Origin of the sequence: Hoyosella subflava DQS3-9A1 (assembly GCF_000214175.1) — a bacterium.
In the GTDB taxonomy this organism is placed as follows: Bacteria; Actinomycetota; Actinomycetes; order Mycobacteriales; family Mycobacteriaceae; genus Hoyosella; species Hoyosella subflava.
In genome coordinates this window covers 1,751,157-1,764,981 of the sequence record NC_015564.1, presented here as the reverse complement: position 1 = coordinate 1,764,981, position 13,825 = coordinate 1,751,157, and the positions used below count along the sequence as shown (strand labels likewise).

Genomic DNA, 13,825 nt, shown 5'->3' with positions numbered 1-13,825 from the left:
TGCGAGTGCGACGAAGATCAGTAGCGGCCGATGACGTCGTTCTGCTTGTCATCGTTGGAGAATGCCTTGTACAAGAAGTACACGATTGCCGCGACAACCGCGATCGTGGCAAGAGTGGAGAGCGTCGAGAAGAACGCGCCTATGAGCCAGCCGAGAATCGCTAGTCCAACCCAGATGACCACGATCGCGCCGATAATTTTGAGAACCATTTCTCCTCCGGTGTGTCAGCCTCACAACCTGCGTTTGCGAGGTCCTGGTTCTAGCCTTCCACCGGTAGTCACCTCATGTCAGCCCTGAAGCGCGAAGATCAGGGGAAGTTCGGGGAGCACCCCGAGTCGCTGGGCGCACCGAGAGAGGAGAAGCGTACTGCTGGGAGAGACCGTGAAGTTCCTGCAGAGCTGAGGTCAGGCCGGCGACGCGGTCCGTCACTGACAGCAGATCGTCGCGTTGCTGATCGAGGCCTGAGAGCACACCCTCGCGCGACATCCCCAGGGCGGCGTCCGTCATGCGAGCGGCAGCGGCTGTGAGGTCTTCGACTTCTGCCACGCCACGGTTTATGTGCGCGGTCAGGTTCCGGATCGGTTCTGCGAGATCCGCGGCAGCGCCCGTCCTATCCCCCGCCGCGTGCAAGCGTGTTCTCGCGTACTCCATGCCCACGGTGTCGCGCGCTGCGGTCTCCAGAGCGTCGCCAGCAGCCATTGCTGCGCGCAGAATCTCATCGGCCTCGCCACTCGGTATCGCATTCGAGCGGTTCAGCACCAAGACCAAGCGGTACAGACTCTGTTCAGCAGCGCTCATACGCGTCATCGCCGAGTGAACGGCCGAGGCATGGTGCGGCTCAAATCGTCGGGCGGGACGACGCGGCGGCAATGGGCGGGCACGGTACTCGCGGAACTTACGCCACGCGACTACCGCCGGTACTGCGGTAAGGAGGGTCACACCTCCACCGGCCACTATGGTCCATTCGGGGGCGGAACTAAGTGCCAATGTGCCAGTCCCCGCGGCGGAGAACGCGCTCAACCCTCCGAACCTTGCGGTTCGGCGGCGAGCGCGACGCGTCTTGCGGAGCAATTTCTCGCGCGGGTCAGTCCACTTGCGGGCCGCGTCCGTGACGCGGCCCTGCAGTTCGGACCACACTCTGCGCGCGTCCCCACCCATTGCCATCGGGGAAGCCTATTCGGGAGTCAGCTCGCCGGGTTCTGCTCAGACTCGCCCTGAGGCTGAGCAGGCTTCTGCGCAGGAGCGACCTGGGGCTGCTCTGGCTGTGCGCCCGAACCGATCTGTCCGCCCTTCATTGACGCGCGGATCTGCTCGAGGCGGCTGTGGCCTGCCATCTGAACGGTTGCCTGCTGGACCTCCATCATGCGGCCCTGCACCGAGTTCTTGGCCAACTCGGAGGAACCGAGAGCGTTCGCGTAGCGACGCTCGATCTTGTCCCGCACTGCATCGAGGCTGGGGGTATTTGTCGGTGCGGCAAGTTCTGTCATCGACCGCAGCGAGTTGCTGACTTGCTCCTGCATCTTGGCCTGTTCGAGCTGGCTGAGGAGCTTAGTCCGCTCCGCGATCTTCTGCTGGAGCATCATCGCGTTCTGCTCGACCGCGCGCTTCGCCTGCTTCGCCGCCTCCATCGACTGATCATGGAGGGCCTTGAGGTCCTCGATGTTGGCCTCAGCGGTGACGAGCTGCGCAGCGAACGCCTCGGCAGCATTTTCATACTCCTGCGCCTTCGCCGCATCACCCTGTCCGATAGCCTTTTCCGACATCTGCAGAGCCTGACGGGTGCTCGCTTGCAGCTTCTCCACCTCGGCGATCTGCCGGTTCAGCCGCATCTCGAGCTGGCGCTGATTGCCGATAACGGCCGCAGCCTGTTGCGAGAGCGCTTGATGCTGCCGCTGTGCCTCTTCAATCGCTTGCTGAATCTGGATCTTGGGATCGGCGTTTTCGTCGATGGAGGCATTCATCTTGGCTTTCATGTAGTTCCACCATTTGACAAAAGGATTCGCCATCTCCCCTACCTCCGTGTCGCTTTGTCGTCGCGGTTCTCGCGACTCTATGTCGGCCCAATATCAGTCCAGTGTCAGCACCGCTGGCCAGATAAAGTACCCTGCCGCTCAATTGCCTTGTGGCATGTCAACGCAGACCCGAAGGTCTTCCTCTGAATCTATCCGCTAATTGGGCACGGCGCATCAGGGATCGCCCTGACGGGTGAGCAGAAAAACAAGCTTATGTTCAGGCCGCAACGAGCGCACCGGCGGGTGCCTTCTTTGATGTCTGCGAGTCCGCCATGCCCTCCGAGCTTGCTTCTTGCGGGATGACCATGCGCGAACGGCCTCTGTCAGCGCCGTCAGCAGCGCTACCGCCGCTGGCGCGCCCTTGAGTCGCGCCTACGGGATCACCTGACCGCGTAGCCACCCCATCGGCGAGTAGCGAGCTCACATCGAACAGCACATCAGCGAGTTCAACGTCGAGGGCGTCACAGATCGACGCGAGGAGTTCGCTCGACGCCTCTTTTCTTCCGCGCTCCACTTCCGAGAGATAACCTAGGCTGACTCGCGCCAGGCTCGATACCTCGCGCAGCGTCCGGCTCTGAGACACACGGACGCGCCGCAAGCTGTCGCCTAGTGCCTCACGTAGCAGCAGCGCCATGTCGCTCCTCCATCCAATCCTTGCACACACAGCCTGGAGCACTCACGCCAGACTGCGCGCTTCCTGCCATACAACGTCCCAGAATCGCTGATGGTTCCCAGCCAGTACTTCCGGATCGTTCGCGGCGCTTGGTACTGACTCTAGACGCGTTCCTCACTCAGTTCGATAAGGACCTCACCAAACGCGCGTGCGACCGCCATGAGCCGGACATTCCAGCGGTCGCCCTGCAGGGCAAGTTTCGTCGAGCGAGACACCCCGGCGCCACTAATCCCGACATACACCGTTCCCGGGAGCACACCTTCCTGAGGATCAGGGCCGGCCACACCAGTCAGCGACAAACCCCAGGTGGCATCAAGCTTCAGCCGGATTCTTTCCGCCATGAGTTCGGCAGTAGCCGCAGACACAGCACCTTCGGCATCAAGTGCCTCTTGAGACACGTCAGCCAGGATGCGCTTCGCGTCGGTCGAGTAGACGACCACCCCACCGCGGAGTGCGTCGCTTACCCCCGGGATGCCGGCGAGAGCAGCACTGGCCAGACCGGCGGTCAGCGACTCAGCGCACGCAATTGTTTCGTGTCGTCGCAGCAGCGCAGCGACCAGCAGATCGGCGCCAGTGCTCTCGGCGAGAATGTCATAGGCGATCATCGATGTGCGTGTTTCCTGCCATGCCGCCGGAGTTGAAGCGCCTGAACGACGTAATCGAGGCCGGTGACCACGGTGATGATGACAGCAAGCGCCATGAGCGTCATGCTGATCGGCGACACCCAGTCGGGCAAGGGGAACAGATAGAAGCCGATTGCGATGGTCTGGACGAGCGTCTTGAGCTTCCCGCCTCGACTCGCGGGGATCACGCCGTGGCGAATTACCCAGAATCGCAGCACGGTAATTCCGAGTTCACGAAAGAGAATGATCCCCGTAATCCACCAGCTGAGGTCTCCGAGAATAGACAAACCGACGAGCGCACCGCCCATCAGCGCCTTGTCGGCAATCGGGTCTGCAATTTTGCCGAAGTCGGTGACCAAGCCGTATTTTCGGGCTACTTGCCCGTCAATCCGGTCGGTCACGGCAGCAATGACGAAGAGCAGCGCCGCCGTCACGCGCCAGACTGTCGACTGGCCGCTGTCGACCAGTAACGCTACGAGGAAGAGCGGAACTATCAGGATGCGGATCATTGTCAGAACATTGGCGGCATTCAGCACCGGCACAGCACCGTGCTCCGCAGGTGGATGCGGCAGGCTGTGTGTGCCGCCGCCCACGCGCGAATTACCCGGCTGTGCGGAAGATCCTGAATCGTCACTGATTGCCACATGCTCAGCGTATCTGGCAGCTTTCCCGCTAGTCTTGCCGACATGGAAAATTACGGTCGCAGGGAGCCTGAGGTGTCTCGATATCCGGAGTTCATCGTGCGCCGCGCCCGTACCGCAGACGTACCCAAGATCAAGCGCCTTATCGACATTTACGCACCCAAGATCCTCCTGGAAAAGAACCTGGTCACCCTCTACGAATCGGTGCAGGAGTTCTGGGTCGCCGAACGCGAAGACGACATCATTTCGTGTGGGGCGCTGCACGTACTCTGGTCCGACCTCGGGGAAGTGCGCACCGTCGCGGTCGATCCAGCGCATAAAGGCTGTGGTTCCGGGCGTGCCGTCGTGTCCCAGCTCATCGAGACCGCCCGCGACCTCGGCCTGCAGCGTGTCTTTGTATTGACGTTTGAAGTGAAGTTCTTCTCCCAGCTGGGGTTCACCGAGATCGATGGAACCCCTGTCACATCCGAAGTATTCACAGAAATGCGCAGGTCTTACGACACAGGTGTCGCCGAGTTTCTCGACCTCAGTTACGTCAAGCCCAATACGCTAGGCAACACGCGCATGTTGCGGGAACTCTGAGCGGAGGCGAAACCTATATGCGGATGTTCGCAGTGGAATACACCTACTCGGGAGAGGACGCGGATGCTCGGCTGGCCGCTCGTCCTGACCACCGCTCATGGCTGTCAGGGCTCGTTTCAACCGGTGTCGTTGTGTCCGCTGGGGCTTTCGCGGACGGCACGGGCGCGCTCATCCTCGTCGCCGCCGACAAGATCGGTGACGTTGATGCGCTGCGCAAACTGCTCGCCGATGATCCTTTCGCGACCGGTGGTTTCATCCATGGCGTTCAGATCCGTGAGTGGTCCCCTGTGCTGGGCGCACTGTCCGACTGAACCTCCTGGAGGCGCCGTTCCAGGAAGGCCCGCACGGCTGAGTTCTTGACGGCACGAAGCGCTTCTTCGTAACTGCGTGCCGCGTCAGTGTTCCGCCCCGCGCGACGGCAAAGGTCGGCCCGCGCCGCGTGGAATATGTGTGACCGCGCCAGTCGCGTGTCTGCGGCGAGCGTGTCGAGCTCCTCAAGACCAGCGGTGTAGCCATCTCGAAACCCAAGGGCGATGGCGCGGTTCAGCCGCACCACGGGGGAGTCCTGGTGATCGAGCAGCTGATCGTACGCCGCGACGATTGTCGCCCAGTCGGTCTGACTGAACGACGGAGCCATCGTGTGCGCACAAGCGATCACCGCTTGAAGCAGGTAGGGGCCGTGACCGCGGACCGCAGCAGATCTGAGGTGCGCTAGCCCCGCCTGGGCCTTCATCTTGTCCCAGGAGTCCCGATCCTGATCTTCAATCGGAATGACACTCCCCGCAGAATCCATCCGGGCAGCCCGGCGGCTGTCCTGGAGAAGCAATAGGGCGAGCAGCGCTTCGGCTTCGCTATCCTCCGGCGTCACGCGATGAACGAGCCGCGCGAGCCGAATACTCTCACGGCACAGGTCAGCCCGGATTACGGCGTCGCCCGCTGCAGGTGCGTAACCCTCAGTGAATGTCAGGTAAATGCATGACAGGACCGAGGGCAGTCGCTCGGCAAAGAGCTCACGTGGCGGGACCCTCAATGGGATTCCAGCAGTCCGGATCTTTGCTTTCGCCCGGCTGAGACGCTGCGCGACTGTCGACTCTGCATCGAGGACGAGCCGTGCAATTTCTTCTGCTGACAGGCCGAAAACGAGGCGGAGTGTCAGCGCTATCCTGGCTGGTCGTGCAAGGGCCGGATGACAGCACGTGAAGAGCAACTGGAGTTCGTGGTCTTCCGCGGACTCCGGCCCGGCCCCAGCCATCTCAGCAGCAGCGGTCAGCTGCGCTAATTGTTCCCGTTGTGGCCGCTTCGACTCGCGTCGCACCCGATCGATAGCCCGATTCCGCGCGGCAGTCGTGATCCAGGCGCCGGGGCGCTCGGGGATACCCTCATCAGCCCAGGACCGCAAGGCATCCACGAACGCCTCCTGCACCGCGTCTTCAGCAAGGTCAAGACTGTGCGTAATCGCCGCGACAGTCGCGAGTGCCCGGCCGCTCTCGGCCCGAAACACCGACTCGATCAGACTCTGCACCACACCTGCCTCAGAATGAGACGACCTTTCGCATCTCAATTCCGCCCCGCGGACCCGTTGGTACGCGGGCCGCGAGCGCGCGGGCCTCTTCCTCGTCGCACTTGAAAAGGTAGATCCCATTCACGACTTCGGCCGACTCGATGTAGGGACCGTCACTGAGCAGCAATTTCCCGTCTCGCACGCGGATCGTTGTCGCGGCGGACGACGGGTAAAGCGCACCGCCGCCGCGTAGCCATTCACGTGCGGCGCTACCGAACTTCTCGTGTTCGGCAACACCACTGTCCCACGCGCTGGTGCCGGGATCTGGTGTATCGCTCGCGGGTTCCCTGATGAGTGCGACCCAGTTTTCGCTGTAGCTGTTGTCCGAGAGCGTCCATTCCGCCATCGGCCACATTTCAATCGCTCCATCCATCGCAGCTGGGATTCGGCGCGCGATTTCGATTGCATCATCGAGATTTTCGGCAGCCAGGACGTAGAGGCCACCCACCACTTCGGCGGATTCGGTGAACGGGCCGTCCGTGATCATGCCGTCTGGCTTCCTGCGCATCCCCTCGTTCACGGAATGCAGCGCGACTCCCCAGACCACGGAGTCTCCGGCCCACCGATCAAACTCCTCGTAGCCAGCTACCGCCGCCTCGAATTCTGGTGTACCGGGAACCTCGTTCTCGTTCTCCGCACCGATGAGTAGGGCAAAGTAATGCATGATGATCTCCCTCGTCGGTCTTCCTGTCACTATGGCGACGAACGAATAGACCGCGTTTTCGACAACTTTGCCATACGACTTCACCGGAGATCAGCTGAGTTCGCTCACCTTCTCGTGCCGAGTTTTGATGAGGCTCGCGATGGTCACGATGGCAAGCACCGACACGATGAAGATCATCGATATGCCTGTGGTCACTTCCGGGACATGTACGGGCTCACCGCTGTTGATGAACGGGAGCTCGTTCTCGTGCAGAGCATGCAGAACGAGCTTGACGCCGATGAAACCAAGGATGATCGACAGGCCGTGGGAAAGGTAGACCAGACGTTCAAGCAAGCCACCGATGAGGAAGTACAACTGACGCAGGCCGAGTAGCGCAAAGGCGTTCGCGGTGAACACAATGTACGGCTCGCGCGTGAGGCCGTAGATAGCGGGGATCGAATCGAGGGCGAAAAGCAGATCCGTGAAGCCGATGACGACCAGCGCGAGCGCTAGCGGTGTGAAGAGCCGTTTACCATCAACTTTGGTGACCAGCTTGTCGCCGTCGTATTCCTCCGTTGTCGGGAGGAACCGCCGTGAGAATCGGATGATCTTCGAGTCTCGTTGTTCGGTGACCTCTTCCTCGTGGCCAGCGTCCTTCATCAGCTTGTATGCAGTGAACAGCAAAAACGCGCCGAAGATGTAGAACACCCAGCTGAAGTTGTTGATCGCCGCGGCACCGACAGCGATAAAACCGGCACGCATAACTAGTGCCATCGCAATACCGATGAGCAGTACCTTCTGCTGATATTCGCGCGGAATCGAGAACGTCGCCATGATGATCACGAAGACAAACAGGTTGTCGACCGACAGCGCCTTCTCGGTGATGTAGCCCGCGAAGTATTCGCCACCGTACTGGGTGCCCCATACTCCCATCACGATGAACCCGAAGATCACAGCTAGCGTGATGTAGAACGCCGACCAAAACCCCGACTCCCGCAGCGACGGAGCGTGCGGTGTCTTCACGTGAGCATAGAAGTCGAAGACAAAAAACCCGATGATGGCAACAATGGTTGCTGCCCATATCCACAATGGAACATTCATTTCCGAAACCTCCGGTTCACACGACTGAACTCCGGAGGTCTCTCCCGCCAGCTGCCGTAGCGCTCGACGGAAATCCGCCAGCTAGGCAACTAACCGATGGCGCCGGACCTTGCGGTCGTGATGACGACACCAACGCGTGAGGGATACTCCCCTTCGGTGGGTCCATTGAACCATCCCCGGCGAGATTGCGCTCGCCGGGGATGAACATTTACCCCTGTGATGTTTCTCCTACGTCCCCGCCACCATTCAGGGCTGCCAGTACGGAGTCGAGCTCGTCCGGCTTGATGAGAACCTCCCGGGCCTTCGAACCTTCACTCGGACCGACGATCCCCCGTGTTTCCATCAGGTCCATCAGGCGCCCAGCCTTGGCAAAGCCGACACGGAGCTTGCGCTGGAGCATCGAGGTGGACCCGAACTGACTGCTCACAACAAGTTCGACCGCCTGCAACAGATGGTCGAGGTCATCACCAATGTCGGAATCGATATCCTTCTTGTCCCCAGGTTTCGCGGTGGTGACACCCTCCTGGTACTCGGGTTCCGCCTGCGTCTTCGAGAAGTCGACTATCCCGTGAATTTCCTCGTCGGTGACGAACGCACCCTGTAAGCGAACAGGCTTACCGGCACCCATCGGCAGGAACAGTCCATCACCCATGCCGATGAGCTTCTCGGCGCCAGGCTGATCCAGGATGACCCGCGAGTCCGTGAGTGACGATGTCGCGAATGCCAGCCGCGACGGCACGTTCGTCTTGATAAGGCCGGTGACAACGTCCACTGACGGACGCTGGGTGGCGAGCACGAGGTGGATACCTGCCGCGCGGGCTTTCTGGGTGATCCGGACGATGGCGTCCTCCACGTCTCGCGGCGCCGTCATCATCAGGTCCGCCAACTCGTCGACGATAGCGAGAATGTACGGATACGGGCGGTATTCTCGTTCACTCCCGAGGGGCGTCGTAATATCGCCCGACCGCACTTTGGCATTGAAATCGTCGATATGACGCACCCGGCTCGCCTGCATATCCTGGTACCGCTGTTCCATCTCTTCGACCAGCCAAGCGAGCGCCGCAGCGGCCTTCTTCGGCTGCGTGATGATCGGCGTAATCAGGTGCGGGATGCCCTCGTAGGGCGTGAGCTCGACCATTTTCGGGTCGATAAGGATCATGCGCACTTCGTCCGGCGTCGCTCGGGCGAGAAGCGAGACGAGCATGGAGTTGACGAAACTCGACTTACCCGAACCGGTGGAACCAGCGACGAGCAGGTGCGGCATTTTCGACAAGTTCGCCGAAACGAACTCACCTTCGATGTCCTTGCCCAGGCCGATAACGAGCGGATGATGGTCCTTGCGCGTCGACGGCGCAGCCAGCACATCGGCCAGACGCACCATCTCACGGTCAGTATTCGGCACCTCGATACCCACAGCTGACTTGCCAGGTATCGGAGCGAGCAACCGCACATTGTCGGTCGCGACTGCATACGCGATATTGCGCGCAAGCTGCGTGATCTTCTCGACCTTCACCCCCGGGCCAAGTTCAACTTCGTAGCGGGTGACGGTCGGACCGCGCGTGTATCCCGTCACCGCGGCATCGATCTTGAACTGCTCGAGCACGCCGGTGATCGCCTCGATCATCGCGTCATTCGCGGTGCTGCGCAGCTTGGGCGGGTCACCCTTGGTCAACAGTTTTCCGGGTGGCAGCTTGTAGTTGCCTTCGGGCTTCCGGTCGACGATTTTTCCGAAACCCTTGTTTTTACCCGAGTCCTTGGGCGCCGGTTCAGCCTCGCCTTCAGCTGAAGTCTTCATCGGGATAGGCAACCGCAGTGGACGGCGTTTCGGCTCCGGCATCGGAGGCTCGTCTGTCGCCGGTAGTGGCTCCGGCGTCACGTCGTCCAGAGTTGGCTGACTGTCACCGCTGGCGGCGGACTTGCCCGACGCACCCGACGACTGGCGCCTGCGGGATGGCCGTCGCAAACGCTCAACCGGCGCTTCGTCGTCAAGGGTGATCTGATCAGCCCCTTGATGCAGATCATGAACAGGGAACATGCGCTCCCGGGCCCGGGCGAGCAGTGCGGGCAGTTCCCGCACGGTAGTTCCTGTCAGCAACAGGACACCGAACACCACAGCGAACACGAGCAGCGGTGTCGCGAGCCACACGGTGAGGCCCTCACTGAGCGGGCCACCCGCGATGAATCCGAAGAAGCCACCCGCGTTTCTCCGAGCGGCGGCTTCGTCGGGGGCACCGGACAAAACGTGCCATAGCCCCAGAACTCCTGCTCCGAGCATTACTGCCCCAAGGACCAGCCGCGGCCGGACGTCAGGCTTCGGCTCAGTACGCATCACCGTGACACCAATGACGAGGAGAACGAGAGGAAGAAGAGCCGCCGGCGAACCGAAGGCTGATCGCAGGCCCGTGTTGACCCACTCCCCTACCGGGCCGCCGGCGGATACCCACACGCTCGTGGCGATGATCAGCCCCATCGCGATAAGCGCTAGGCCCGCGCCGTCGCGACGGTGTCCGGTGTCGATATCGCCTGCACGTCCCACTGTTCGCGCGGTCGCGCCTACGCCGCGGGCGATCATCGTCCAGCCCGATCCGATTCCGCGACCAACTACGCGGACTGCTGACATACCGCCACCTCCACGCGGCCGGCTGTTCTTGCGCCGGGGTGCTCTGCCCCGCGAGGCAGGCTTGCGGGGTGACTGACGTGCCGATCTCTGGGTCGATGTCCCTGAAGTGGACTTACGGGCAGGGCTGCGTGACGCACGCGATGACGACCCGCGTGGAGCGGATTGTGTGCGCGTGGTGCGTGTCTGAGTCCTGGCTGGCATGGGTGTCAGGTTAGTCGCAATGACACCATCCTGACCATACGCATCAGTTGTCACAACCAAGTCGTAATCCTGGCTGTGGCAGGGATCACCGATACCAGGAGGGCGAGTGCCTACGAGCGATCACCGTGGTAGCCGCCCACGCCTTCGTCGTCGACGCCTGCCCACAACGAGTCGTCGTAGGGCGTGTCAGGAACGGGAATCTTCTCCTGCTTTGCGGCCGCGGACGCGGAAACTGGCGCCGGTCGCGACTGCTCGAAATCGTCGACATCGATACTCAGGCGCTCCAGGTCAGTTACGAGCCGGCGGACGCTTGGCGCGTCCCCGTACTTCATCATCAGCGTCCTCACGGACTGACGTAACTGCCCGATGCCCCTGCGCAGTTCAGACGTCTCGGTAGTCATCTCAGCACCTCCATGTCCGCTCAACACTGAGCGCGCATTCTCCCGGCCCGATCTCGGGCGTTAGTTCGAATCTGCTCCTTCCCCCACTATGTGTCAAGCGTCACACTTTGAGTGGTTTAATCAGACATCAATTCGGTATCGGTCTCTGGCTGACGCTTGGTAAATAATCGTCGGTCATCCGAGAGACATCCACGCTGCCGCGACGGAGCGGCGCACGGCACAGGAGCGAACTTTCATATGCGTCAATGCTCGTACCTTCGCTTCCAGAAGCACTTCACGGTCTGCTGACAATGAACAGCAGCGCGAGCGAACCCGAACACGTCGTGCAGCGCATCGCGACGGTGGCTTGGCTGGCCATCGGCCTTGGCCTCGCCGTGCAGATACTGATTGTGGTTACGAAACTGGTTTTCGGCAGCGACCTCCCGGGGGTGGGATTCCTCGCGAGTCTCGCCCAGGGCGTTACCTGGTCGGTAGTTGTCTGCGTGGGTATCGCAGTGGGCACCGTAATCATGCGTGCCTCAGTGACAATCGCCGGCGTCCTCGGATTCGTTTGCGCACCCCTGGCTCTGGGCCTTGCCCGGGGCGCGCAACGCGGCGTGAATGAGCTAATAGGTGAACCCGTCGGCACAGTGACTGCGTCCCTCGCACTGATCGCGCTCCTCAAAGCGTTTCAATACGGACTGCTCGGTTTCCTGCTCGCGCGTCTGGTGCGGCGACACGTCGACCGTGCCCGGCCTTACCTGATACTCGGCGCAATCTCGGGCGTCGTTTTCGGTGGCATCATCGTCACAGCGACTGCGCTGAGCGCCACGTCGAGTGGAGCGGAACTGACGATGCCCGACCTCGCCGGACTGACAGTGAACGAGTTGTTGTTCCCCATCGGCTGCGCGATGGTGGTGTTCACCGCTCAGTCCGTCGCGAGGTTCGCACGGCCCGCTAGCTGAGGTGATGGACTTCCTGCAGTCCGTACACCGGCGTCGGAAGGCCCTCGTAGCGCGCTTTGAGCTGTAGCGCCAAATAAAGCGAGTAGTGCCGCGACTGGTGCAGATTGCCGCCGTGGAACCAGAGTGCTTCCTGCTGGGTGGGCTTCCACATGTTGCGCTGCTCACCCTCCCACGGGCCCGGGTCCTTCGTCGTGTCCGAGCCAAGCCCCCAGCACTTGCCGACCTTGTCGGCGACTTCCTGTCCTATCAGGTCCGAAGCCCACCCATTCATCGAGCCGTATCCCGTCGCGTAGACAACAACGTCGGCTTCGAGTTCGGTTCCATCTTCGAGAATCACACTGTTCTCTGTCAGCTCGCGAACGTTACCGTGTGCGAGTTTGATCTCGCCGTCCGCAACGAGCTCCGAAGCGCCAACATCGATGTAGTAGCCCGAACCTCTTCGGAGGTACTTCATGAACAGACCGGATCCGTCGTCACCCCAGTCATGCTTGAAGCCGGCTTTCTCCAGACGATCGTAGAAGTCCGAGTCGCGCTCCCGGATCTTGTCGTAAACCGGAATCTGGAACTCGTGCATGATGCGGTACGGAATTGACGCGAAGGTCAGATCGGCCTTCTGGGTCGTCATGCCTTCTGCCAGGGCCCGCTCCGAGTACAGATCGCCGAGGCCGATTTCCATCAGCGAGTCAGACTTCACGATGTGTGTCGACGAGCGCTGCACCATCGTCACATCGACGTCCGATTCCCACAGCGCAGCGCAAATGTCGTGTGCTGAGTTGTTGGCGCCGATGACGACCGCCCGTTTGCCCGCGTACTTGTCCGGACCTGGATGCTGACTCGAATGATGCTGGTCGCCCTGGAATTTTTCCTGGCCGGGGAATGTAGGGACGTTCGGTTTCCCTGACATCCCTGTCGCGAGAACCAGCTGTTTGGGACGGAGGACGAGATCCTCGCCATCGCGGTTGACGTGTACCGTCCATTCCTTTGTCTCTTCGTTGAAGGCAGCTGATGTGCACGTCGTCGAACTCCAGTACGGCACCTCCATAACGCGTGTGTACATCTCGAGCCAGTCACCGATCTTGTCTTTCGGCGTGAACACCGGCCAGTTCTCCGGGAAGGGCATGTACGGGAGATGGTCGTACCAGACCGGATCGTGCAGGCACAGCGACTTGTACCGCTTTCGCCACTGGTCGCCGGGACGTTCATGTTTGTCTACGACAATGGCTGGCACGCCGAGTTGCCGCATCCGGGCGCCGAGGGCGATGCCCCCTTGTCCTCCACCGATGATCAGGACGTACGGCTGGGCCGTGTAGCCCAGTTCCTTCTCCTCGATCGCGCGTTGTTCCGCCCAGGTCACGCGACTCTTATTGGCGCCGTGCACTACTCCCTTTGGTCGACGCTGCCCTTTGCCTTCCTCATAGCCTTTGAGTTCCTGCGCCGCAGTCAGGAGCGTCCAGGCACCTTCTTCTTTTAGGCGCAGATGTCCAATGCCGCGCCCAGTCGCGGTCTCGAAACTGATCCAGGCGCTGACCACCCCGTCGGCTTCGGCCGGAGTGTCGGTTGTCCGGAAGTTCGATGGGCTGGCCGCATCTAGCTGGCTGGTGAGCATGTCCGTCACGCCCTCCCGCCCTTCCACCGTCTTGATATTCCAGGTGAAGGCAACGAGGTCGCGCCAGAAGCTGTCAGTTGCGAACATTCCTGCGGCCCTGCCGATGTCGCGAGCAGCGAGTGCGGCTTCGAATTCGATGAGCCACGTGTCGACGCGGTCCTGCGGGCTGAGGTCAAGTTCCGGCCATACGGCGCCGCGAGAGATGAGTTCGGTCATC

General features: G+C 61.3%; 15 protein-coding genes. 3 read left to right on the top strand and 12 right to left on the bottom strand.

What is annotated here, in order from left to right:
• Positions 1-17 precede the first annotated feature (17 nt).
• From AS9A_RS08195 to pgsA, 6 genes are all read right to left on the bottom strand, one after another.
• Positions 18-209 carry a hypothetical protein gene (locus AS9A_RS08195; RefSeq protein WP_013806496.1) on the bottom strand — a complete coding sequence of 64 codons (192 nt, stop codon included), beginning with the start codon at positions 207-209 and terminating at the stop codon, positions 18-20.
• A gap of 73 nt (positions 210-282) precedes the next feature.
• Positions 283-1,164, bottom strand: coding sequence for a phage shock envelope stress response protein PspM (gene pspM, locus AS9A_RS08190; protein WP_013806495.1), 882 nt, complete (start codon positions 1,162-1,164; stop codon positions 283-285).
• A 20-nt stretch (positions 1,165-1,184) separates the two neighbouring features.
• Positions 1,185-2,006 carry a PspA/IM30 family protein gene (locus tag AS9A_RS08185; protein WP_013806494.1) on the bottom strand — a complete coding sequence of 274 codons (822 nt, stop codon included), beginning with the start codon at positions 2,004-2,006 and terminating at the stop codon, positions 1,185-1,187.
• Between the two features lie 223 nt (positions 2,007-2,229).
• Complete coding sequence (locus AS9A_RS22655; RefSeq protein WP_049793694.1) at positions 2,230-2,646, bottom strand: helix-turn-helix domain-containing protein; 417 nt, start codon at positions 2,644-2,646, stop codon at positions 2,230-2,232.
• 140 nt (positions 2,647-2,786) lie between these two features.
• Complete coding sequence (locus AS9A_RS08175; protein WP_013806492.1) at positions 2,787-3,290, bottom strand: CinA family protein; 504 nt, start codon at positions 3,288-3,290, stop codon at positions 2,787-2,789.
• Entirely contained in the window at positions 3,287-3,901 is a 615-nt protein-coding gene (gene pgsA, locus AS9A_RS08170) for a CDP-diacylglycerol--glycerol-3-phosphate 3-phosphatidyltransferase (protein WP_013806491.1), read from the bottom strand. Before pgsA ends, AS9A_RS08175 begins: the two co-directional genes overlap by 4 nt.
• Before the next feature lie 93 nt (positions 3,902-3,994).
• Here pgsA and AS9A_RS08165 point away from each other — a divergent pair, with 93 nt between their 5' ends.
• Both AS9A_RS08165 and AS9A_RS08160 read left to right on the top strand, forming a co-directional pair.
• Complete coding sequence (locus AS9A_RS08165; protein WP_049793867.1) at positions 3,995-4,531, top strand: amino-acid N-acetyltransferase; 537 nt, start codon at positions 3,995-3,997, stop codon at positions 4,529-4,531.
• Between the two features lie 17 nt (positions 4,532-4,548).
• Positions 4,549-4,842: a YciI family protein gene (locus AS9A_RS08160; RefSeq protein ID WP_013806489.1), complete on the top strand. Its 294-nt coding sequence runs from the start codon at positions 4,549-4,551 to the stop codon at positions 4,840-4,842.
• On the opposite strand, the gene AS9A_RS08155 is transcribed toward AS9A_RS08160, so the two are convergent.
• From AS9A_RS08155 to AS9A_RS08135, 5 genes are all read right to left on the bottom strand, one after another.
• Positions 4,797-6,056 (bottom strand): RNA polymerase sigma factor, encoded by a 1,260-nt coding sequence (locus AS9A_RS08155; RefSeq protein ID WP_013806488.1) that lies wholly within the window; start codon positions 6,054-6,056, stop codon positions 4,797-4,799. The genes AS9A_RS08160 and AS9A_RS08155 overlap by 46 nt on opposite strands.
• 7 nt (positions 6,057-6,063) lie before the next feature.
• Positions 6,064-6,756, bottom strand: coding sequence for a YciI family protein (locus AS9A_RS08150; RefSeq protein WP_041451698.1), 693 nt, complete (start codon positions 6,754-6,756; stop codon positions 6,064-6,066).
• 90 nt (positions 6,757-6,846) lie between these two features.
• Entirely contained in the window at positions 6,847-7,836 is a 990-nt protein-coding gene (locus tag AS9A_RS08145) for a TerC family protein (RefSeq protein WP_013806486.1), read from the bottom strand.
• Positions 7,837-8,044: 208 nt separating this feature from the next.
• Positions 8,045-10,657 (bottom strand): DNA translocase FtsK, encoded by a 2,613-nt coding sequence (locus tag AS9A_RS08140; protein ID WP_083826669.1) that lies wholly within the window; start codon positions 10,655-10,657, stop codon positions 8,045-8,047.
• A 110-nt stretch (positions 10,658-10,767) separates the two neighbouring features.
• Entirely contained in the window at positions 10,768-11,058 is a 291-nt protein-coding gene (locus AS9A_RS08135; RefSeq protein ID WP_013806483.1) for a hypothetical protein, read from the bottom strand.
• Between the two features lie 290 nt (positions 11,059-11,348).
• On the opposite strand from AS9A_RS08135, the gene AS9A_RS08130 reads away from it, so the two are divergent.
• A complete protein-coding gene (locus tag AS9A_RS08130) occupies positions 11,349-12,002 on the top strand; it encodes a hypothetical protein (protein ID WP_148262425.1) in 654 nt (217 codons plus the stop codon).
• On the opposite strand, the gene AS9A_RS08125 is transcribed toward AS9A_RS08130, so the two are convergent.
• Positions 11,995-13,824: an NAD(P)/FAD-dependent oxidoreductase gene (locus tag AS9A_RS08125; protein ID WP_013806481.1), complete on the bottom strand. Its 1,830-nt coding sequence runs from the start codon at positions 13,822-13,824 to the stop codon at positions 11,995-11,997. The two genes, AS9A_RS08130 and AS9A_RS08125, sit on opposite strands and share 8 nt — an antisense overlap.
• Position 13,825: the final 1 nt, after the last annotated feature.

Coding starts and splice junctions, on each gene's coding strand:
- AS9A_RS08130 (WP_148262425.1), top strand. CDS start 11,349: ATGAACAGCAGCGCGAGCGAACCCGAACACGTCGTGCAGCGCATCGCG.
- AS9A_RS08195 (WP_013806496.1), bottom strand. CDS start 209: ATGGTTCTCAAAATTATCGGCGCGATCGTGGTCATCTGGGTTGGACTA.
- AS9A_RS08140 (WP_083826669.1), bottom strand. CDS start 10,657: ATGCCAGCCAGGACTCAGACACGCACCACGCGCACACAATCCGCTCCA.
- AS9A_RS08160 (WP_013806489.1), top strand. CDS start 4,549: ATGCGGATGTTCGCAGTGGAATACACCTACTCGGGAGAGGACGCGGAT.
- pspM (WP_013806495.1), bottom strand. CDS start 1,164: ATGGCAATGGGTGGGGACGCGCGCAGAGTGTGGTCCGAACTGCAGGGC.
- AS9A_RS08185 (WP_013806494.1), bottom strand. CDS start 2,006: ATGGCGAATCCTTTTGTCAAATGGTGGAACTACATGAAAGCCAAGATG.
- AS9A_RS08175 (WP_013806492.1), bottom strand. CDS start 3,290: ATGATCGCCTATGACATTCTCGCCGAGAGCACTGGCGCCGATCTGCTG.
- AS9A_RS08125 (WP_013806481.1), bottom strand. CDS start 13,824: ATGACCGAACTCATCTCTCGCGGCGCCGTATGGCCGGAACTTGACCTC.
- AS9A_RS08165 (WP_049793867.1), top strand. CDS start 3,995: ATGGAAAATTACGGTCGCAGGGAGCCTGAGGTGTCTCGATATCCGGAG.
- AS9A_RS08150 (WP_041451698.1), bottom strand. CDS start 6,756: ATGCATTACTTTGCCCTACTCATCGGTGCGGAGAACGAGAACGAGGTT.
- AS9A_RS22655 (WP_049793694.1), bottom strand. CDS start 2,646: ATGGCGCTGCTGCTACGTGAGGCACTAGGCGACAGCTTGCGGCGCGTC.
- AS9A_RS08135 (WP_013806483.1), bottom strand. CDS start 11,058: ATGACTACCGAGACGTCTGAACTGCGCAGGGGCATCGGGCAGTTACGT.
- AS9A_RS08145 (WP_013806486.1), bottom strand. CDS start 7,836: ATGAATGTTCCATTGTGGATATGGGCAGCAACCATTGTTGCCATCATC.